This window comes from Saccharopolyspora hattusasensis (genome assembly GCF_050972075.1).
GTDB classification, from domain to species: Bacteria; Actinomycetota; Actinomycetes; order Mycobacteriales; family Pseudonocardiaceae; genus Saccharopolyspora; species Saccharopolyspora hattusasensis.
In genome coordinates, this window is record NZ_JBPCDC010000001.1 from 3,211,065 (window position 1) to 3,229,806 (window position 18,742).

Here is an 18,742-nt window from a genome sequence, read left to right on the forward strand (position 1 = left end):
GCGAAATCGAGGACCGGGGACTGCGAGCAGCTCGGTGGCGCTGGTGCGTAACGTCTTCGGGCGTGACGGCGTCGGAACGGGTGCGCAGCACCGTGGTCGTGGTGACCTGGCGAGGGCGGGGCCACATCGAGGCGTGCCTGGACGCACTGGCGGCCCAAGACCGTCCTCATCGGACGCTCGTGGTCGACAACGCCTCCGACGACGGCACGGCCGACCTGGTCGCCGCCCACCCGTCGGCGCCGGAAGTGCTGCGGCTACGCCGCAACACCGGCTACGCCGGCGGAATCGCCACCGCGCTCGACCGCATCCGCACTCCTTACGTCGCGTGGCTAAACGACGACGCTGCGCCAGCCTCCGGCTGGCTCGCGGCGCTCGAGGGCGCGCTCGACGCGGACGGCTCCGCCGCCGCAGCGTCCTCCGTGCTCCGCACGCCGGACGGCCGCGTGCAGTCCGCCGGCGTGCGCCTCACCGCCGACGGCCACGGCGCTGACGCGCCTGATGCCTCCGGCGGCGTGTTCGGCTTCTGCGGCGGCGCGGCGCTGCTGCGCACCGCGCACCTCCGTTCCGCTGGCGGCGTGCCGGCTCACTTCTTTTGCTACTACGAGGACACCGACACCGCGTGGCGGCTCCGCCTAGCCGGGCATCGGATCGTCCCGGCGCCCGACGCCGCCGCCTCGCACCTGCACGGCGCGACGACGCTGCCGGGTTCCGCATTGTTCCACCGCTGGAACGAGCGGAACCGCCTGCTCACGCTGCTTCGCTGCGCTCCCGCTGCGGTCGCGGCGCGAGAGCTCGCCCGCTTCGCGGCGATCACCTTCGCCGTGCCGTTGCGGCGCGCAACCGGGGGTCGTTCCGTTCCCGACGCAGCGAACTTCCGCGTCGCCTTGCGGCTCGGCGTACTGGCCGAGGTCGTCGTGTGCCTGCCCGCGGCGCTCCGCGCCCGGCATCAGATCGGCCGGGCGGCCCGGGTTCCGCGGCACGAAGTCTGGGAGACGTGGGCAGGCGCTTGAATCCAGCACCCGCCCTCCCGCAGGGCTCGTGAGTGTTCCTATCGGTAAGAACCGGAAACGATCACTCACGAGCCCTACCCAGTCCGTTCGCTCCGCCCAACACACCCACCCGAACCGACACGCCCCGACATGTCGGTCGGCGGCTCGAGGTGTCGGGATGGTCGCGATTTCTCCGACACCCCGCAGGCCGTGCCGGGCGATGGTGCACGCTTTAGGACGTGGCTGAATTGTCCGACCGCAGCAACCTGCCCGTGGTGTCGGTGATCGTGGTCAACTACCGCGGCGCGGACGACACCATCACCTGCCTGCGCGCGCTCCGCGAGGATCTCGACTACCCGGCCGACCGGCTGGAGGTGATCTGCGTCGACAACGCCTCCGGTGACGGCAGCGCCGAGCAGATCCGGGCCGCCGCGCCGGAGGTGCGGCTGATCGAGTCGGACACCAACCGCGGTTTCGCCGGCGGGTGCAACCTCGCGGCGCGCAACGCCACCGGCCAGGTGCTGGCCTTCCTCAACAACGACGCCAGGCCGGACCGCGACTGGGTTCGGGCGGCCGTCGCGGTGCTGCGGTCGGAGCCGACCGTGGGCGCGGTCGCCAGCAAGGTCCTGGACTGGGAGGGCCGGCACATCGACTTCGTCGACGGCGGCCTGACCTGGTTCGGCATGGGCTACAAGCGCCACGCGGGCGAGGTCGACGACGGTTCGCACGACGCGGCGCGGGATGTGCTGTTCGGGACCGGTTCGGCGCTGTTCGTGCGGGCCGAGCTGTTCGCCGCCCTCGACGGCTTCGACGAGCGCTTCTTCATGTTCTACGAGGACGTCGACCTCGGCTGGCGGTTGAACCTGCGCGGCTGGCGCGTCCACTACGAGCCGCGCTCGCTGACGTTCCACCGCCACCACGCGTCGATGGCCGAGGTGTCCTCGGCGCGGGAGCACTACCTGCTGGAGCGCAACGCGCTGGCGGCGCTCTACAAGAACGTCTCCGACGAGACGCTGGCGAAGGCGCTGCCCGCCGCGATGGCGCTGTCCGTACGGCGGGCCACCGCGCGCGGCGAGATCGACCCGACGCAGCTGGAGATCACCCGGCGCGGCGACCACGAGGACGACAGCCCGGTTCCGATCGACCGCTCCGCGCTGGCCGGGATGCTGGCCATCGACCAGTTCGTCGAGATGCTGCCGTCGCTGAAGCGGTCCCGAGAAGAGGAGCAGCAGGCGCGCGTGCGCACCGACGCGGACCTGGTGCCGCTGATGCGCAAGGCGATGGAGCCCGCCTACCCGCTGCCGCGCTACCTGGCCGCGCACGACGCCCTGGTCGAGGCGTTCGAGCTGGACGGGGTCTTCGGCCGCCCGCGGAAGGTCGTGGTGATCACCGGCGACGCGGTCACCGAGCGGATGGCCGGCCCGGCGATCCGCGCGTGGCACATGGCCGAGGTTCTCTCCGCCGAGCACGAGGTCCGGTTGGTCAGCGTCAACACGCTGGTCAGCCCGCCGGAGTCGGGTTTCGCAGTGGTCGCGGCGAAACCGCGCGAGCTCGGTGCCCACGTCGACTGGGCGGACGTCGTGGTGCTGCAGGGCCACGTGCTGGAGATGGTGCCGGCGCTCAAGCACGTCGGGTCCACCAAGGTCGTGGTGTGCGACGTCTACGACCCGATGCACCTGGAACTGCTGGAACAGGGTCGCGACACCGACGACGAGCGCCGTGCGAAGGACCTGGCCGGCGTCACCAAGGTGCTCAACGCCCAACTGCAGCGCGGCGATTTCTTCCTCTGCGCCTCGGAGCGGCAGCGGCACTTCTGGCTGGGCCACCTCGCCTCGCTGGGGCGCTTGACCCCCGGCCTGTACGACAACGACCCGACGGTCCGCTCGCTGCTCTCGGTCGTGCCGTTCGGCCTGCCGTCGGTCGCGCCGCGCCGCACCGGTCCGGCGATCAAGGGCAACCGGTCCGGCATCGCGTCCGAGGACAAGGTGGTGCTGTGGGCCGGCGGCGTCTACAGCTGGTTCGACCCGCTGACGCTGCTGCACGCGATGCACCGGCTTTCCCAGCAGCACGACGACGTCCGGCTGTTCTTCCTCGGCATGAAGCACCCGAACCCGGACGTGCCGGAGATGGGCATGGCCGAGCAGACCCGCGGGCTGGCCCGGCGGCTCGGGCTGACCGACAAGTTCGTGTTCTTCAACGAGACCTGGGTGCCCTACGGCGAGCGGCAGAACTACCTGCTCGATGCGGACTGCGGCGTCACCACTCACTTCGAGCACGTGGAGACGACGTTCGCGTTCCGCACTCGCGTACTGGACTACCTGTGGTCCGGGCTGCCGGTGGTGACCACCGACGGCGACTCGTTCGCCGACCTGGTGCGTGCGGAGGGCATCGGGGTCGTGGTGCCAGCCGAGGATCCGGACGCGCTGGCCGCGGCGCTGGAGAAGGCACTCTACGATGAGGAGTTCGCCGCCGAGTGCCGCCGCCGCATCGCCCCGGTCCGCGAGCGGTTCACCTGGGAGTCGGTGCTCGCGCCGCTGACGGAGTTCTGCCGCGACCCGCGCCCGGCCGCGGACCGGCTCAAGGCGAGCGCGCCGCTCGTGCGCAGCCCGCAGCTGAACCGGGTCGAGACGGTGCGCCGCGACATCGCGCTGCTGCGCGAATACCTCGACGTGGGCGGGCCTTTCGAGGTCGCGAAGCGGGCCACCGGCCGGCTCCGGCGGCTCGCCGGCGAGCGGTTCCGTGGCCGCTGATCTGCGCGTCCTGCTGGACGGCACCCCGCTGCTCGGTCGGCGCACCGGGATCGGGCGCTACACCGCGTCGCTGGTGGCCGAGCTTGCGTACCTTGTGGACGTTCGACTGATCGGGCTCACCACGCGCGGCTGGCGGGAGTTGCGTTCGCTGGCCCCGGCCGGAACGCGCGCGGTGGGGCCGCCGATCCCGGCGCGTGTCGTGCGGAAGCTCTGGCAGCGGGGAACTTTCCCGCCGGTGGAGCTGCTCGCCGGGGCGGCGCAGGTGGTGCACGGCACGAATTTCGTGCTGCCACCGTCGATCCGAGCGGGCGGGGTGGTGACGGTGCACGACCTGGCGTTCCTGGACGACCCGTCGCTGGCCGGGCCTGACTTGCCCGAGCTCGTGCGGAGTTCCGCCCGGCGGGCGCGGGTGGTGTGCACGCCGACGGCTGCGGTCGCCGATGCCGTCAGCTCCCGCCTCGACGTTCCGCGGGGCAAGGTCACGGTAACTCCGCTCGGCGTCGATCCGGAGTGGTTCTCCGCAACACCAATGCACTCCGACCTTCTGGTCCACTATGGACTCCCGTCGGAGTACCTGCTTTTCGTCGGCGCCGAGGGCCCCCGCAAGGGACTCCCGGGGCTGCTGGAAGCCTTGGAAGCCAAGGGGTCCGGCCTACCGCCACTGGTCATCGCGGGCCCCGGCGAAGCGGGAACCCATAACGCGGTCATCCGCACCGGCTACCTCCCGGAAGACCACCTGCGCCGCCTGGTCGCCGGAGCCAGCGCCCTCGTCCTCCCCTCCCGCGACGAGGGATTCGGCCTGCCGGCCCTGGAAGCACTCGCCTGCGGCACGCCGGTGGTGTGCTCGGACATCCCAGCCCTCCGCGAAGTCACGGGGGCCCAAGCGATCCGCTTCCCCTACGGCGACCCGATGGCGCTCAACGAAGCCCTGCAGCAAGCCCTGACCAGTCCCCCAGACGCGGAAAAGGGCCGTGCCCAAGCAAAAACCTTCACCTGGCGGACCTGCGCCGAAGCAACCCTGAACGCATACCGACTCGCCGCAGGCTGAACGCCCCAGACAAGCGTCAGGCCAGGCTCCCAGTCATGCCCCCGGGCGGCCTGGCCTTTCTTCCGTCTCCCCGGATCAGGCAATGCTCCTTGTGCACACCGCGCCAGGCCGCACCAGCCGACATCGCGTCGAAGCGGCCCTGCAGGGGCGACTCGCGCCCTTCGGGTGACCGGTCAGCGGGGCCGGAGGGTTTCGCCGTCTTTCTCGAAGGCCGCCGCCAGGGCTTCCCGCCAGGTGCGCATCGGGGTCAGGCCCGCCTCTCGCCAGGCCGCGTCGGACAGGACCGAGTAGGCCGGGCGATGCGCCGGGAGGGGGAAGTCCGCCGTCGTGCACGGGTGGACGCGGTTCTCGTCCAGGCCGAGTGCCGCGAAGATCGCCCGCGCGAACTCGCACCAGGTCACCTGGCCGGAATTGGTGCAGTGCAGCACCTTCTGCTCCGGTCCGCGGCGTTCGGCGACCCGTTCGGCTAGTTCCAGCAGGCCGCTCGCCAGGTCCGCCGCCCACGTCGGCGAGCCGATCTGATCGTCCACAACGGACAGCGTGTCGCGCTCCCCGGAGAGGCGGATCATCGTTTTCAGGAAGTTCTTGCCGCTCGCGCCGTACACCCACGCCGTGCGCACCACCCAGGCCCGCGCGCCGGACTCCAGCACCGCCCGTTCGCCTTCGAGCTTGGTGCGCCCGTAGACCGATCGCGGTCCGGTCGGGTCCGTCGGCTCGTACGGCCGGGCCCCATCACCGGGGAACACGTAATCCGTCGACACGTGCACCAGGGGCAGACCGCTGCTGCGGCACGCTTTCGCCAGCGAGGCCGCGCCTTCGGCGTTGATCCGGGCCGCGCGGTCCGGGTCGGACTCGGCCGCATCCACCGCCGTGTACGCCGCCGCGTTGATCACCACCGGTCGCAACTCGGCGTCCTTCGCCGTCTCCGCGAAGGATCCCACCGCGTCGGCGACCTCCTCGGTGTCGGTGACGTCCAGTTCCCGGGAACCCGGCCGGTGCACCAGCGTCCCCGCCCGCGCGGCGAGGATCCGGGCCAGCTCCGAGCCCAGCTGGCCGCGGCCGCCGGGCACCAGCACGGCGAGGCGGCTCATCGCGCCACCGCCGATCGGGCCTTCAGCGGCTCCCACCAGTCGCGGTTGTCCTGGTACCAGCGGATCGTCTCGCGCAGCCCGGTCTCGAAGTCGACCTGCGGCGCGTACCCCAGTTGCTCGACGATCTTGCGGTGGTCCACCGAGTAGCGGCGGTCGTGACCCTTGCGATCGGTGACCGGCCGCACCACCGACCAGTCGAGGCCAAGCTCCGCCAGCAGCCGCTCGGTCAGCTCCTTGTTGGTCAGTTCGGTGCCGCCGCCGATGTTGTAGATCTCGCCCGCGCGCCCGGACTCGGCCACCAGCTGGATGCCCCGGCAGTGGTCGCTTACGTGCAGCCAGTCCCGCACGTTGAGCCCGTCTCCGTAGAGCGGCACCTGGATGCCGTCCACCAGGTTCGTGATGAACAGTGGCAGCACCTTCTCCGGGAACTGGTAGGGCCCGTAGTTGTTGGAGCAGCGGGTGATGCACACCGGCAGGCCGTGGGTGCGGTGGTAGGCGCGGGCCAGCAGGTCCGAGCCTGCTTTCGCCGCCGAGTACGGGGAATTCGGCTCCAGAGCGTGGTCCTCGGGCCACGAGCCGTCCTCGATGGAGCCGTAGACCTCGTCGGTGGAAACGTGCACGAACTTGCCGACCCCGGCGTCGAGTGCGGCCTGCAGCAGCACGTTGGTGCCGACGACGTTGGTGGTCACGAAGGCGTCCGAGCCGGTGATCGAGCGGTCGACGTGGGTTTCGGCGGCGAAGTGCACCACCACGTCCGCGCCGGACATCAGGCCGCCGACCAGTTCGCGGTCGCAGATGTCGCCGCAGACGAACTTCAACCGGGGGTTGTCCGCGACCGACGCCAGGTTCGCCTCGTTGCCGGCGTAGGTGAGCTTGTCGAGCACGACCACGTCGGCGTCGGCGAACGCGGGGTACGCACCACCGAGCAGCTGCCGAACGTAGTGCGAGCCGATGAAGCCGGCTCCGCCGGTGACCAGAATCCGCATCGTGCCCTTCCTCGCCGGGATTTCGCGGCCCGCTGCAGGTCCGCGTGCGCAGTCTGGCATGACACACCGAGCTACGAAGCAGGCTCCCGCGTTACGCAACGTGACACAGTCGGTTCACCCTTATGAGTGATATCACCACTGTTACTGGGACCTGCCCAACCGCCCCGAGAACACCGCTAACCTGCATCCGGAACACGAGCAAAATCACTTCCCGAACGTGTAACGCCCGCCGGCAGGCCAAGGAGGATTCGTGGAGGACCGGCCGAGGTGGCCAGGCGGCCCGCAAGGTCAGCCCGGCAGACCCGTTCCGCCCCGCGGACCCGGTGCCCAGGGTCGCCCCGGGGTCGGCGTCACCCCGCCGAGCAGTCGTCGCGGCGGAGCCGCCCCACCTCCCGGCGGCCCCGGTCGCCGGTCCGCCCAGAGTGACGCTCGTCGCCGTTCTTCCACCCGTTCGGGGAATGCGCAGGTTCCCCCAGAAGGCGATGTCTGGCAACGGCGACGCAACCACCGGGGCGCGCGCACCTTCGGCCGGACGCTGTTCGCGCTGCTGTCCGTGCTGGTGCTGAGCGCCACCGGGTTCGGCTGGGCGATGTTCCGGCCGGGCGGCGGCAACACCTCCACCGCCGACGTCATCGGCGAGGGCCTCAGCGCCCCGGACGGCGCCACCGACATCCTGCTGATCGGCAACGACAGCCGCACCGACGCCTACGGGAACCCGCTGCCCGAGAACGTCCTGCGGGAACTGCGCACCAGCTTCGACGGCGGCGACCTCACCGACGCGATGATCCTGGTCCGCATCCCCAACGGCGGGCAGAGCGCCAGCGCGATCTCCTTCCCCCGCGACACGCTGGTCGACATCGGTCTCGGGGAGGGCAAGACCAAGCTCACCGAGACGATGAACCGCGGCAAGCAGGCCGAAGTGGCGAAGCTGAAGAAGCAGGGCATCACCGACCAGAAGGAACTCGACGAGAAGTCGAGGCTGGCCGGGAAGCAGTTGCTGCTGCACACCATCGAGAACATCACCGGCGTCAGCATCGACCACTACGCCGAGGTCAACCTGCTCGGCTTCTACGACGTGACCAACGCCATCGGCGGTGTCGAGGTCTGCCTGAAGGACGACACCAAGGACTCCATGTCCGGCGCGAACTTCCGCAAGGGCCAGCAGACCATCCAGGGCGCCGACGCGCTGGCCTTCGTCCGCCAGCGGCACGGCCTGATCAACGAACTGGATCGCGGCAAGCGCCAGCAGGTCTTCATGTCTGCGCTCGTCCGCAAGGTCATGTCCACCGGGACGCTGACCAACCCGGCCAAGCTGACCGAACTGGTCAACGCCATCCAGAAGTCGGTGATCCTGGACCCCGGGCTGGCCAGCGATGTGCTGGGATTCGCCCAGCAGATGCAAGGCATCGCGAGCGGCGACGTGCAGTTCTTCACCGCCCCGGTGCACCTGGTCGGCTCCTCCGGGTCGGAGGACGTCACGACCAACATCCCGGAGGTCAGGCAGTTCGCCGCAGATCTGCTGCTGTCGCCGCAGGAACGGCAGCAGAAGCAGATCGCGGTGCAGGCCCGGGCGGACATCTCGGTCAGCGTCTTCAACTCCTCCGGCGTCAGCGGCCTGGCCGCGCGGGTGCTCGACGAGATTTCCGGGCAGGGCTACAAGGCCGGTGGCAGCTCCAACGCCGAGACCATGGACCGCTCGGTCATCTACTACGCAGCCGGTGAAGAGGCGGCCGCGAAGCAGGTCTCGGACGCTCTCGGCGGGGTGCCCACGGAAGCACGCTCCAGCGTCAAAGCCGGCAGCGTGCAGGTCTACCTGGGCAAGGACTACAAGGGCCCGGGCACGCAGAACTTCGCCGGTGCCCAGACCGTTCGGCTCGACGGGCTGCGCCAGGCCGCGCCGCTGCCGGCTCAGACGGCACCCGACGAGGAGCCGGTTATCACCGCGGACGGCGTGCCCTGCGTGCGATGACCGGCATCACGCGGGCGATGTGAGCGCGTCTTCCCCGCGAGGTTTCAGCCACGGTTAACCGCCGTGCTGCCGCCAGGGGGTTTCCCGGGCGGCTAACCTAGCTCGTCGGCAGGACAAACGGTTGGGGGAGAACGAAATGGGCGAACCGGAACAGGAACCGGAAGCGGCGGCATCGAGCGATCCGCGCCGGTCCGGGGTCCGCATCGCCGGGCGCAGCGCGATCGCGCTGATCTCGGCCGTCGTGCTCGCCCTCACCGCCATCGGCTGGATCGTGGTGGACCGGCTCAGCGACGTCAGCTCGGCGAAGGTTCTCGCCGAAGTGCCGCAGACGCCACCCGCCGACGACGGCGCGACGGACGTTCTGCTGGTCGGCAGCGACAGCCGCACCGACGCGCAGGGCAACCTGCTGCCGGAGAGCATGCTGAAGCAGCTGCGCACCGAGGCGGACCGGGGCCTGAACACGGACAGCCTCGTGGTGATCCGGATCCCGCACAACACCACGCAGCCGACCGCCGTGTCGATTCCGCGCGACACCTACACCAATGTGCCGGGCAGCCGCCCGGAGAAGATCAACGCCGTCTACGGGCTGACGAAAGGAGCCACGGCGGCGAAGCTGCGGGCCGACGGCGTGCCGGAGGCGGAGGCCGAGCACAACGCGCGGCTGGCCGGGCAGCGCGCGCTGGTGCAGACCGTGCAGAACCTCACCGGGCTGCGCATCGACCACTACGCGGAGATCAACCTGCTCGGGTTCTTCGAGCTCACCGAGGCCGTCGGCGGGGTCGACATCTGCCTGCAGCAGGCCACCAGCGACAAGGATTCCGGCGCGGACTTCACCGCGGGACGGCACACCATCTCCGGCGGTGACGCGCTGGCGTTCGTGCGGCAGCGGCACGGCCTGCCGCGCGGCGACCTGGACCGGATCGTGCGCCAGCAGGTGTTCATGGCCGGGCTGGCCAACAAGGTGCTGTCCGCTGGCACGCTTACCGACCCGGGGATGATCAACGACCTGGTGCAGGCCACCCGCCGCGCGGTGGTGCTCGACGACGGCTGGGACCCGCTGGGCTTCGTGCAGCAGATGCAGGAACTGGCCGCGGGGCGAGTCATGTTCGTGACGATGCCGGTGATCGACAACGGCGCCCGCGACGACCGCGGGCAGTACATCGTCAGCGTCGAGCCGGCGGCGGCGCAGGCCTTCTTCGGCAAGCTGATCACCCCGGGACCGCCGCGGCTGGCCGCGACGCCGCGGCTACGCCTGGACGGCACGGCGCGCACCCAGCAGCCGATCACCTCCGACGGCGGAATCCCCTGCGTCAACTAGCGCCGCGACTACGGCCTCGACCACGTCGTTGACGTGCCCGCACTCGCCCGCCATCCATGATGACGCAGATTTCCCGCCGCCCTCGGTACTGTGCGACATCCCGTGAATCCGGTGAATCGTCGTGGTCGGCCAAGGCGGCGAGTACCCAGTGGTAGGTGTCGGATTCCTGCTGACCCCACGGGGCGCAGCATCCGGCGGCGGGGTGGACGTCAACCAGGCGCACGGGTCCTGGGGTAGCCGCCCGGACAACGGTGGGGCTCGTCGAATCCGGTGATGCCGAGCTCGGCGGCGAGCACGGCGCCGGCGAGGTTGCGGGGGCGGTTCTTCGTGGGCTTCTGACGCTGAACAATGGCCAATGACCAGGGTGGAATCACGGTCATCGACCGAACCTGGTCGAGGTCGGCGGCGGTCTTCGTCATCGTTTCCTCTCCGGGGCGTTGAGCTGGGTCATGAGTTCGCGGTTGGCAGCGCGAGCGGCTTCGAGCTGCTGGCCGGTGTTTTCGAGTCGGCCGGTGACGTCGGCGAGTTGTCGCTCGAGTTCGGTGATGCGCCACTTGAGCTGTTCGATGTCATCGCCGGACATCTCGCGGTGTGAGCAACGTTTTGGGTCCTGACCAGCGCTGACGTAACCTCGGTGTGGGCTGGTGGTTGGTAAGGCGTCATGATGTCGCTCGGTTGATGATCTTCGGGTGACGGGTGACGGGTGACGGGTGACGGGTGACGGGTGACGGTGCCTGGTGGCCACGCAGTTCTTCTCTTCCGCTGAGATTCAGGAGTTGGAGTCCTGGCCTGCCGAGTTCGGCCGGGACGAGTTGGTGCGGTACTTCCGGTTGACGGCCGAGGATGTCGACTGGGTCAACCGCACGGCCCGCGGTGCGCCGAACAAAAATCGGGCTAGCTCTGCAGCTGTCTGCGTTGCCGTGGCTTGGCTTCGTGCCTGATGACGTGAGGGCAGCACCGTCGGCTGCGGTGGCGCGGTTGGCCACGCAGCTCGGCGTTGAGGCCGGGGCGCTGCGGTACTACGGCTCGCGGGAGAAGACCCGGACCGATCACCTGCGGCTGGTGGCCAAGCGGTTGGGTTGGCGCGCGGCCGAGGACGACGGGCGGGCCGGGTGGAAGGCGCTGCGGGAGTTCCTGGTGGACGGGGTGACGGGGTGACGGGGTGACGGGGTGACGGGGTGACGGGGTGACGGGGTGACGGGGTGACGGGGTGACGGGGTGACGGGGTGACGGGGAAGAGGTTGTCACCAGCCGCAAACGAGCAGATCAATGCTGGTCATACGGCCGCCGGTTCATCGGAGTCCGCGCGGTGCGCGTAGCCGGTCAGGCCGCACCCGGCGCGTCGGCCTGCTTGTCGTGGTGGACTGCAAGTCCTCCACGTGCCGCGCGAACTGGTCGGCGAGATCGGCCAAAGGCAAGAGCCTGCGGGTCTGGTTGCGACAGGCGCAGCACGGCGTCGAGCGCCGCACGGATGGTTTCCCCGCCGGACTGGTCAGCTTGCCGGCGTGCACGGCCAATCGGTCGCGGGAGATCGCCTGCGACCCCGCCTCGGCGGCGTGGCTGCAGCGGGACACCACCTGCAGGATGACCTCGTCTTGCGGACGTGTCTGGGCCGCGCTGAATCGAGAGAATGGGGAGGCGGTCATCCGCGGCGAGGGCGAGCGTGTCGGAGGGGATGGTGGTGATGAAGACGTGGCGGTTGCGGGAGTTTCGTGACGAGGATCTGGACCAGGCGATCGGGATGTGGGATCAGAGCCGACTGCCCGACGAGCCGCTCCCGGTGTTTTCGGTGTCGGAGGTGATGGCCGCGGCCCAGGCGGGCCAGCCTGCGGTGGTGGCGGTGGTTGGTGAGGAACTGGTGGGCATGGCCGTGGCACAGACTCAGGGCGACCGGGCGTGGGTACTGCTGGTGGCGCTGGCGGCCCGCTGGCGAAATCGAGGCATCGGCAGTGCTCTGCTCGCCGAGCTGGAGCGGCGGCTGCGAGGCCTGGGGGTGCGCCGTATCAGCGCGCTGCTGCCCGATGAGGCAACCGGGGCGAAGGCACTGGGCAACTCGGGATACCGGGCTCGGGGAGGACTTACCTACTACGAGAAGGTCGAGCCCCACGGCGCGGGCGACGTGGGCCTGCTGGCCGAACTCGGCGGCCAGGTGTTGCCGGCCGGCATGTGGGACGCGGTGGCCGGGATGGTGCAGGAAAAGCAGATCATCGAGAAGCAGATTGTGCTGCCGCTGGCAGAACCGACTGTGGCCGATCAGTATGGAGTGATCCAGCCTAAGGCGGCGATCCTGTTCGGGCCGCCGGGCACCGGCAAGACCAGCTTTGCCAAGGCAGTGGCCTCCCGGCTGGGCTGGCCGTTCGTCGAGCTGTTTCCCTCCCGTCTGGCCACCGGTGCTTCTGGTGGCCTGGCTACCTCGCTGCGCGAGGCATTCGCCGAGCTGGCCGAGCTGGAGGCGGTGGTGCTGTTTATCGACGAGGTCGAGGAAATCGCTGGCACCCGCTCCGGGCTGGCCGTCGACCCCGGGCACGGGGTGACCAACGAACTGCTCAAGCTCATCCCCAACTTCCGCGAGCATGACGACCGACTGTTGATCTGCGCCACCAACTCGGTGCGTTCCCTGGATACCGCATTCCTGCGCCCCGGCAGATTCGATTACGTCCTCCCGATCGGTCCGCCGGATCCTGACGCGCGTGCCGCGATCTGGTCGCGCTACCTCGGTACTGCAGCCGAGACCCTCGACCTCTCCCGGTTGGTGGAGGCCAGTGAGATGTTCACCCCCGCCGACATCGAGTTCGCCGCTCGCAAAGGCGCCCAGGCTGCGTTCGAACGCGAGATGCAGCACCGCCAAGGCGAGCCAGCCACCACCGACGACTACCTCGCCGCCATCACCGATGCTCGCCCCAGCCTCACCCAACAGGCCATCACCGACTTCGAAGAAGACATCAAGCACTACACCCGAATGTGAGAGACCGAGATGTTCCGGCACGCCCACCGGGTATCTCGGTTGTCGATCCCTTAACGGACGGCGCGTGGGTGACCAGGGAAGGGCTGTCGGCCGCTACGGGCTGCTAGTTAGCTGAGCTGCTCGACCAGCGCGACGATGATCCCCTCGGGGCCGGGGACGTAGCAGAGCCGGTAGCTGTCCTCGTACTGGGCCAGCTCACCGACGAGTTCCGGGGTTACGTCAGCGCTGGTCAGGACCCAAAACGTTGCTCACACCGCGAGATGTCCGGCTACCTCTGATCCGGTTGGCCTGACGTGTAGCCCGTTCCTGCGCGGCGGCCAAGTCGGCTTGGAGGGATTCCCGGCTGACCAACGGATTCCCGTCCGGTCCGGTGGCCGGTTCGCTCGCGGCGGTGTGCAGCCCTGGCTCAGGGACATGTCGACGTTGAATCCGGACCCGTTCTCGGTTCCTGGGCGCATGTGGTCGTGCGCCGCGTGTGGATATGGACGCCTCCGCGTGCTTGGCCGTGGGCAAGGTCGGCGGCGCGCAGGCAGCAGCGCACCCACATGTTGAGTTGCATTTCCTTGGCCAGCCGCGCTCGTGCGTAGAGCAGATTCACCAGCCGGGTGCTGGGGCGCGCCCAGGCTTCGATCTCGAATCGAACCGCATCTTCCTCCGGCCGGGCGCGGAACTCGATCTGCCCGGCTTCCAGGTGCCCCCGCAACGTCACCATCCGAAACGAAGCGTCCTCGCAGGCCACAACCCGGACCGGCGCGTTCCACGGCCCCGGCATCCGGACCACGAGCTCGTCACCGACCCGCAGACCACCTCCACTACCTCTGGTTCGCTGCACCGTCGCGACCTCACGCGGGAAGGCTCGGTTGAGATCAGCCATGACCACCGCCATCAACATGGGAGCGTCGAGGTCGCCGGCCTCGATCCGCACGCTGAAGGTGCGGTGGAACAGCTGGCCGGTCCCATCACCGACCAGCTGGCAGCGCTCGTCGATGAGGTCATCGGGCACCGCCGGGGGCAGGTCCGACTCATCTCCGCACTCCTCGCTCCGGTGCAGCGGTGTGATCTGCCACAGGTAGCGCCACGAGATCAAAGCCATGCCAAACAGCAAACGCGCGACCGCGAGCGCGCGGCGGACGAAAGAAACCTTGGAACCCACAACGGCACTCCTTTCGCGCGGATTGCCCGGGCCGGGCATGCTCGTGTCATGCCCGGAAAGGCCAGCGATGACACGGGGAGGACCAGTGGTCGTTCGGGCACTGCACCAGGTCGGGCTGCGCAGCACCCACCTACAGGTGCTGTCGCTGGGGTCAGTCCTGCTGTGCTTGGGTCTGTGGGTCAGGGCCAAGACCGTCGACGAGGAACAGCGCGACAACGCCGAGCGCCGAGCCCTGTCGAACTCGAACGAAGTCGCGATGCGCTCGACTGCTCCGCAGCGTTGACTACGTCTCAGCTCTGGGGAAATTGCGGCACCGCCAGGTGAAATGCGTGTGACCCATGTGGTCGACGAGACGCGTGCGGCTCGCAGCAGGTGTGGGGCTGGCTTACGCGACCCTCGAAGGCCACCTCGAGCGCGGCAGGATGAGCTCGAACTCGTCAAGGATCTGGCGTCCGGGGCGGTCGAGTTCGTGATCACCGGCTTCTCGCAACGTTCGCCCGCTCTGGGCCCGATCGCCCGGCTGGGCTGGCGGCTGTTCGGCCGCCGCATCCAGCTGCACTTCTACCGCCAGTGCGGCGCACGCCTGCGCAGGCTGGTGCAAGACCGCCTCGCAGGCGCCACCGCAGCGGCGAGCGTCCTGCACGAGGGAGACCTGGTGCTTGCGCCCTCCGGCATCCACCCCACCGCCGGTGATCTGCTCACCGTACGGTGGCACCATCCGGGTACCTGAACGTCACGAATTGCCGACAGTCCCTCGGAAACTCCGCGTCGAGGGGCACCAGGTACGGCTCGAAGGCTTCCACACACTCGATCAAGACACGGTCAGCCTGACCGACCCGAGCGGACACCGAATGGTCCTGCTGGTCATCCCCGCGGACACGACCGAACTTTGCGGGAACGCGGTGCTGACGAGGGCGTCCGAACCGGACAACGTCGCCACACCCCACGATCTGCTCGCCGATGCCCCGAATTCCGTTCCTGCGGTCATCCCGCAGCCAACCGAGGCGTCGCCGGAAGCCCGCTGGGAGACCGACGGCGGCCACCTACTCACCGTCCGATAGACCCCGGTGGGTTGTCGTCTGCGGCCGTCGGGCGGCACGGGTCGGCCACCGAACGGGGGCCTCGCGGACAAAACTTTCTCAGCAGGCGAGAACGGCAAACCCACCAGGTTTTGCGTTCGGAAGGACCTGTGTGCGATGCCGGTGCTGCAGTTCGACCCGTTCCGCGATATCAGCCGGTTGGCCAACGAGGTGTTGACTGCGGCGCGCACGCCGCAGCCCATGCCGATGGATGCCTACCACCGCGGCGAGGAGTACGTCGTCGAGTTCGACCTGCCTGGCATCGACCCCGAGTCGCTGGAGGTCACCGCCGAGCACAACACGCTGACCGTGCGCGCGCAGCGCAGCGCGACCGAGTCCAGCAGTTCGGACGTGAGCTACCTGGTCACCGAGCGCCCCACCGGCACGTTCGCCCGGCAACTCCAACTCGGCGCCGCGCTGGATGCCGACCGCGTCCGGGCGGAGTACCGCAACGGGGTGCTGACCCTCGGCCTTCGTCCACATGGCTGCCGAGCTCGGCGGCCTGAGCCAGCTGCCATTCCGCGTGGTCGGTGACGCCCGGTTCCGCCGGGGAGAACACCGAGAAGTGCTGCCCGATGATCTCCTCGCTGCGATAGCCCATGATGCGTTCTGCCCCGTCATCCCAGCCATCCACCCGACCGGCCGCATCGAGCGCGAAGATCGCGTACTCCTGCAAGCCCGCGGCCAGCAGACCGAGGCGCGCCTCAGCCTTCGACTGCAGCCGCGCAATCCCACCGTGCCCACCCCGGGTCACGAACTCGGTATCACGTTCCTCGACCATCAGGCCCCGATGTGTTCGATCCTCACCCTGATTTTCGCACCAACGCAGCCGGACTACGACTACAGCTTGCCGTCGAGCAGCACCCCGGGTCGGCTCATCGAGCTTAGGCCTGAAGGTCGACGACGACTTTCAACTCGTCGGGGCCCGTCTCGAAGACTTGGGTCCAATCACCCAGCGGGATCCGGCGGCTGATCAAGGATCCCAGCCAGCTCCGGTCCGCGCCGGCCAGCGCCTGCACGGCTTGGTTGTAGTGGCGCAGGTTGGCATTCACGCTGCCCAGAACGACGTCGTTGTCCAGCATCAACTGGTTGTCGATCGCCGCTGCTGGGAAGGGCACGGTGCGGTGGTGGCCCGTGCTGCCGGTCAGCACCGTGATGGAGTTGCGCGCGGTGTGCCGCAGCACCTCGAACACGACCTTCCCGGATCCGGTCGCCTCGATCACGACATCCGGTTCACAGCCCAGATCGTCCAGCGAGGTGTGGTAGGTGGCGCCCAGCGCGCGCACCAGATCCGGCTTGGGCCCCTCGGTGGCGTGGTCGAGAACGTGCATGTCCAGGCCGCGTTGCGCGCCGAGCAGCGCACCGAGCAGGCCGATCGGTCCGGCGCCGGTCACCAGCGCGTGACGGGGAGCGAAGTAGGCTCGTCTGCCGATCGTGTCGACCTGCTCCCACGCCTTGGCCACCGCCGATGCGGGCTCGGTCAGCACTCCCAGATCACCGAGCGCCGGGGTGACCTTGATCGCGAACTGGGGCTCGACCGTCCATTGCTGAGCACCGAATCCGTCCAGTTCCTTGATGCCGCGCTCGGTGTACTCGCCGTTGAGGCAGAAGTCCCACTGCCCCGCCGTGCACGCCTCGCACGGCTGCGGGTCCGGACGCCGGACGACGCCCACCACGTAGTCGCCCTCCTGGAAACCGCTGACCGCGGGCGCGTGGATCACCCGACCCACAGATTCGTGAAAGAGAACCATCCGGTCTTGCCCCGGCGGCAACACGCCACGCGCGCGTTCGGTGACATCACGATCAATGTCGCAGAACCCCACCAACAGGCCACGCACCAGCAGCTCCCCCGGCTGCGGCACGGGGCCAGGAACCGCGGCGCGGGTGCATGACCTGCGGGAGATCGTGAACGCGATCCTGTATGTGTGCCGGATCGGGATCGCCTGGGAGTACTTCCCGCCCTGAAAGACGGTGTATGACTACTACGCCAAGTGGGAGGCTGGCGGACCGGTGAATCCACCCAAACCTGGCGAACGGAACCACCCGAACAGGACATCAGTACCTAAATCAAGATCAGATGCCCTCTTCGGCCACGCGCTCCCAGGGAGCAACGTCCGCGGGGAAGGATGGACATCAGCCACCGAATGTCCCCATGCGCCTCTTCCTCGGTGTCAAGACCGATGCGCGCGTGTGGTTCCCCGTGGGTGAGGTACGTGACCAACCACTTATCCGCGGCGTGCTCCGAAACGATCTCGAAGCAGCCGTCCTGATGCCAGTGACCGTGCCCTGCGCACCACCGGCCAACGACCTTGCTCATTGACTGCTCATCTCCCCTTGCGGCCATGTTGCCAGCAGCGCCGAACCCTGGGGAGCGCTACCGCCGCACTCAACCACAGGCATGCCGCTGTTCGAACCTCCGAACAGAGGCTTCTGACTCAGAGCTTGCGGTGTCGGCCCGTGGCTGGCTTTGGGTCCGTGACCTCCCCGTCGAGCCAGGTCCGTCCGATAGCCGACAGGTGGCCGCCTCACCCATGTCCCTGTTCAAGGTAGCGCGGAGATACGGCATGTCGGCGCTCAGGTTGGGTCCCTTCACCGGGATGCCAGCACTCCTCCTGCCTGACCAGGGCTGCGTGGCTAGGCTGGGTGAATGGCCGAGCAGCTGGTCACGGAGCGACTCGTGCTGCGGTCGTGGCACGTCGACGACGCCCGAGCGGCACTGGATGTGTTCGGGCACGCCGACGTGGCACGGTGGCTCAGCCCGATCATGGAGCAGGTTCCCGACCTACCGGCCATGCGTCTGCTGCTGCGGCAGTGGATCGCTGAGGACGCCAGGTCGATCCCACCCGCCGGACGATGGGCCATCCAACAGCGCAAGGACGAGCGCGTGATCGGCGGCGCGACGCTGCTGCCCCTGCCACCCGGCAACGAGGACCTCGAGATCGGTTGGCAACTGCATCCGGACGTGTGGGGACAGGGTTATTCCGTCGAGACGACGTACGCGCTGGCGCAATGGGCATTCCAGCACGAGGTCGACGAGATCTTTGCGGTCGTTCGGCCCGGCAACACACGCGCCGCAGCTGCGGTACGCCGCAACGGCATGGAATGGGTGGGGGAAACCAGCAAGTACTTCGGGCTGAGCATGGAGGTGTTCCGACTCCGCGTAGCCGACCTCGACCTGGCGGCCAAACAGCAGCGGCTGCCCCCCGGCTTCGAAGCGGAATGACTCCATCCGCCGGCCTTCGCCAAGTCCGTATACGCGACGCATTGGCAGCCGAGGAGCTCCTGTGTGGATTGGAAGATAGCCGTCACGTGTTGGGCGTTCCATGCAAGCGGAGGCAGAAACAGGCGCCTTCGTCGCCGTTGGGCTCGTACCAGGCGTCTCTGCCGCTGGCTC

General features: G+C 68.9%; 20 protein-coding genes and 1 pseudogene. 14 read left to right on the forward strand and 7 right to left on the reverse strand.

Features of this window, described 5'->3' with window-relative positions:
• The first annotated feature begins 62 nt into the window (after positions 1–62).
• The 3 genes from ACRXBZ_RS14525 to ACRXBZ_RS14535 all read left to right on the forward strand — a co-directional run bounded on the left by ACRXBZ_RS14525 (position 63) and on the right by ACRXBZ_RS14535 (position 4,787).
• A complete protein-coding gene (locus ACRXBZ_RS14525; protein ID WP_433879575.1) occupies positions 63–1,010 on the forward strand; it encodes a glycosyltransferase family 2 protein in 948 nt (315 codons plus the stop codon).
• 218 nt (positions 1,011–1,228) lie between these two features.
• Positions 1,229–3,739 (forward strand): glycosyltransferase, encoded by a 2,511-nt coding sequence (locus ACRXBZ_RS14530; protein ID WP_433879576.1) that lies wholly within the window; start codon positions 1,229–1,231, stop codon positions 3,737–3,739.
• Complete coding sequence (locus ACRXBZ_RS14535) at positions 3,729–4,787, forward strand: glycosyltransferase family 4 protein (RefSeq protein WP_433879577.1); 1,059 nt, start codon at positions 3,729–3,731, stop codon at positions 4,785–4,787. Before ACRXBZ_RS14530 ends, ACRXBZ_RS14535 begins: the two co-directional genes overlap by 11 nt.
• Positions 4,788–4,960: 173 nt before the next feature.
• Here ACRXBZ_RS14535 and rfbD read toward each other — a convergent pair whose 3' ends face one another.
• Positions 4,961–5,878 (reverse strand): dTDP-4-dehydrorhamnose reductase, encoded by a 918-nt coding sequence (gene rfbD, locus ACRXBZ_RS14540; protein WP_433879578.1) that lies wholly within the window; start codon positions 5,876–5,878, stop codon positions 4,961–4,963.
• Entirely contained in the window at positions 5,875–6,864 is a 990-nt protein-coding gene (gene rfbB, locus ACRXBZ_RS14545) for a dTDP-glucose 4,6-dehydratase (protein WP_433879579.1), read from the reverse strand. Before rfbB ends, rfbD begins: the two co-directional genes overlap by 4 nt.
• A 250-nt stretch (positions 6,865–7,114) precedes the next feature.
• Between rfbB and ACRXBZ_RS14550 the strand changes: the two genes are divergently transcribed.
• Together ACRXBZ_RS14550 and ACRXBZ_RS14555 are read left to right on the forward strand one after the other, a co-directional pair.
• Entirely contained in the window at positions 7,115–8,833 is a 1,719-nt protein-coding gene (locus tag ACRXBZ_RS14550; protein ID WP_433879580.1) for an LCP family protein, read from the forward strand.
• Positions 8,834–8,969: 136 nt separating this feature from the next.
• Entirely contained in the window at positions 8,970–10,151 is a 1,182-nt protein-coding gene (locus ACRXBZ_RS14555) for an LCP family protein (protein ID WP_433879581.1), read from the forward strand.
• Positions 10,152–10,360: 209 nt separating this feature from the next.
• Here the strand turns inward: ACRXBZ_RS14555 and ACRXBZ_RS14560 are convergent, their stop codons facing one another.
• Together ACRXBZ_RS14560 and ACRXBZ_RS14565 are read right to left on the reverse strand one after the other, a co-directional pair.
• Positions 10,361–10,570: a hypothetical protein gene (locus ACRXBZ_RS14560; protein ID WP_433879582.1), complete on the reverse strand. Its 210-nt coding sequence runs from the start codon at positions 10,568–10,570 to the stop codon at positions 10,361–10,363.
• Positions 10,567–10,734, reverse strand: a complete 168-nt coding sequence (locus ACRXBZ_RS14565; RefSeq protein ID WP_433879583.1) for a hypothetical protein — start codon at positions 10,732–10,734, stop codon at positions 10,567–10,569. The genes ACRXBZ_RS14560 and ACRXBZ_RS14565 overlap by 4 nt, the downstream gene beginning before the upstream one ends.
• Before the next feature lie 154 nt (positions 10,735–10,888).
• Here ACRXBZ_RS14565 and ACRXBZ_RS14570 point away from each other — a divergent pair, with 154 nt between their 5' ends.
• The 4 genes from ACRXBZ_RS14570 to ACRXBZ_RS14585 all read left to right on the forward strand — a co-directional run bounded on the left by ACRXBZ_RS14570 (position 10,889) and on the right by ACRXBZ_RS14585 (position 13,116).
• Positions 10,889–11,092 carry a DUF4158 domain-containing protein gene (locus ACRXBZ_RS14570; RefSeq protein WP_433879584.1) on the forward strand — a complete coding sequence of 68 codons (204 nt, stop codon included), beginning with the start codon at positions 10,889–10,891 and terminating at the stop codon, positions 11,090–11,092.
• Positions 11,085–11,309 carry a DUF4158 domain-containing protein gene (locus tag ACRXBZ_RS14575; RefSeq protein ID WP_433879585.1) on the forward strand — a complete coding sequence of 75 codons (225 nt, stop codon included), beginning with the start codon at positions 11,085–11,087 and terminating at the stop codon, positions 11,307–11,309. The genes ACRXBZ_RS14570 and ACRXBZ_RS14575 overlap by 8 nt, the downstream gene beginning before the upstream one ends.
• A gap of 111 nt (positions 11,310–11,420) precedes the next feature.
• Complete coding sequence (locus tag ACRXBZ_RS14580; RefSeq protein ID WP_433879586.1) at positions 11,421–11,867, forward strand: hypothetical protein; 447 nt, start codon at positions 11,421–11,423, stop codon at positions 11,865–11,867.
• Positions 11,836–13,116, forward strand: a complete 1,281-nt coding sequence (locus ACRXBZ_RS14585) for an ATP-binding protein (protein WP_433879587.1) — start codon at positions 11,836–11,838, stop codon at positions 13,114–13,116. Before ACRXBZ_RS14580 ends, ACRXBZ_RS14585 begins: the two co-directional genes overlap by 32 nt.
• Before the next feature lie 107 nt (positions 13,117–13,223).
• On the opposite strand, the pseudogene ACRXBZ_RS14590 reads toward ACRXBZ_RS14585, so the two are convergent.
• Together ACRXBZ_RS14590 and ACRXBZ_RS14595 are read right to left on the reverse strand one after the other, a co-directional pair.
• A pseudogene (locus ACRXBZ_RS14590) lies at positions 13,224–13,325 on the reverse strand (VOC family protein); the annotation flags it as partial.
• 197 nt (positions 13,326–13,522) lie between these two features.
• Entirely contained in the window at positions 13,523–14,269 is a 747-nt protein-coding gene (locus ACRXBZ_RS14595) for a DUF1990 family protein (RefSeq protein ID WP_433879588.1), read from the reverse strand.
• 85 nt (positions 14,270–14,354) lie between these two features.
• Between ACRXBZ_RS14595 and ACRXBZ_RS14600 the strand changes: the two genes are divergently transcribed.
• From ACRXBZ_RS14600 to ACRXBZ_RS14615, 4 genes are all read left to right on the forward strand, one after another.
• Positions 14,355–14,552, forward strand: coding sequence for a hypothetical protein (locus ACRXBZ_RS14600; protein WP_433879589.1), 198 nt, complete (start codon positions 14,355–14,357; stop codon positions 14,550–14,552).
• A 48-nt stretch (positions 14,553–14,600) separates the two neighbouring features.
• Positions 14,601–14,999 carry a hypothetical protein gene (locus tag ACRXBZ_RS14605; protein ID WP_433879590.1) on the forward strand — a complete coding sequence of 133 codons (399 nt, stop codon included), beginning with the start codon at positions 14,601–14,603 and terminating at the stop codon, positions 14,997–14,999.
• Positions 15,000–15,009: 10 nt separating this feature from the next.
• Positions 15,010–15,330, forward strand: a complete 321-nt coding sequence (locus ACRXBZ_RS14610; RefSeq protein ID WP_433879591.1) for a DUF5994 family protein — start codon at positions 15,010–15,012, stop codon at positions 15,328–15,330.
• Between the two features lie 135 nt (positions 15,331–15,465).
• Positions 15,466–15,882 (forward strand): Hsp20/alpha crystallin family protein, encoded by a 417-nt coding sequence (locus ACRXBZ_RS14615; protein ID WP_433879592.1) that lies wholly within the window; start codon positions 15,466–15,468, stop codon positions 15,880–15,882.
• A gap of 350 nt (positions 15,883–16,232) precedes the next feature.
• On the opposite strand, the gene ACRXBZ_RS14620 is transcribed toward ACRXBZ_RS14615, so the two are convergent.
• Entirely contained in the window at positions 16,233–17,288 is a 1,056-nt protein-coding gene (locus ACRXBZ_RS14620; protein ID WP_433883881.1) for a glucose 1-dehydrogenase, read from the reverse strand.
• Positions 17,289–17,995: 707 nt separating this feature from the next.
• Here ACRXBZ_RS14620 and ACRXBZ_RS14625 point away from each other — a divergent pair.
• On the forward strand, positions 17,996–18,571 hold the full coding sequence (locus tag ACRXBZ_RS14625; protein WP_433879593.1) for a GNAT family N-acetyltransferase: 576 nt from the start codon (positions 17,996–17,998) through the stop codon (positions 18,569–18,571).
• Positions 18,572–18,742: the final 171 nt, after the last annotated feature.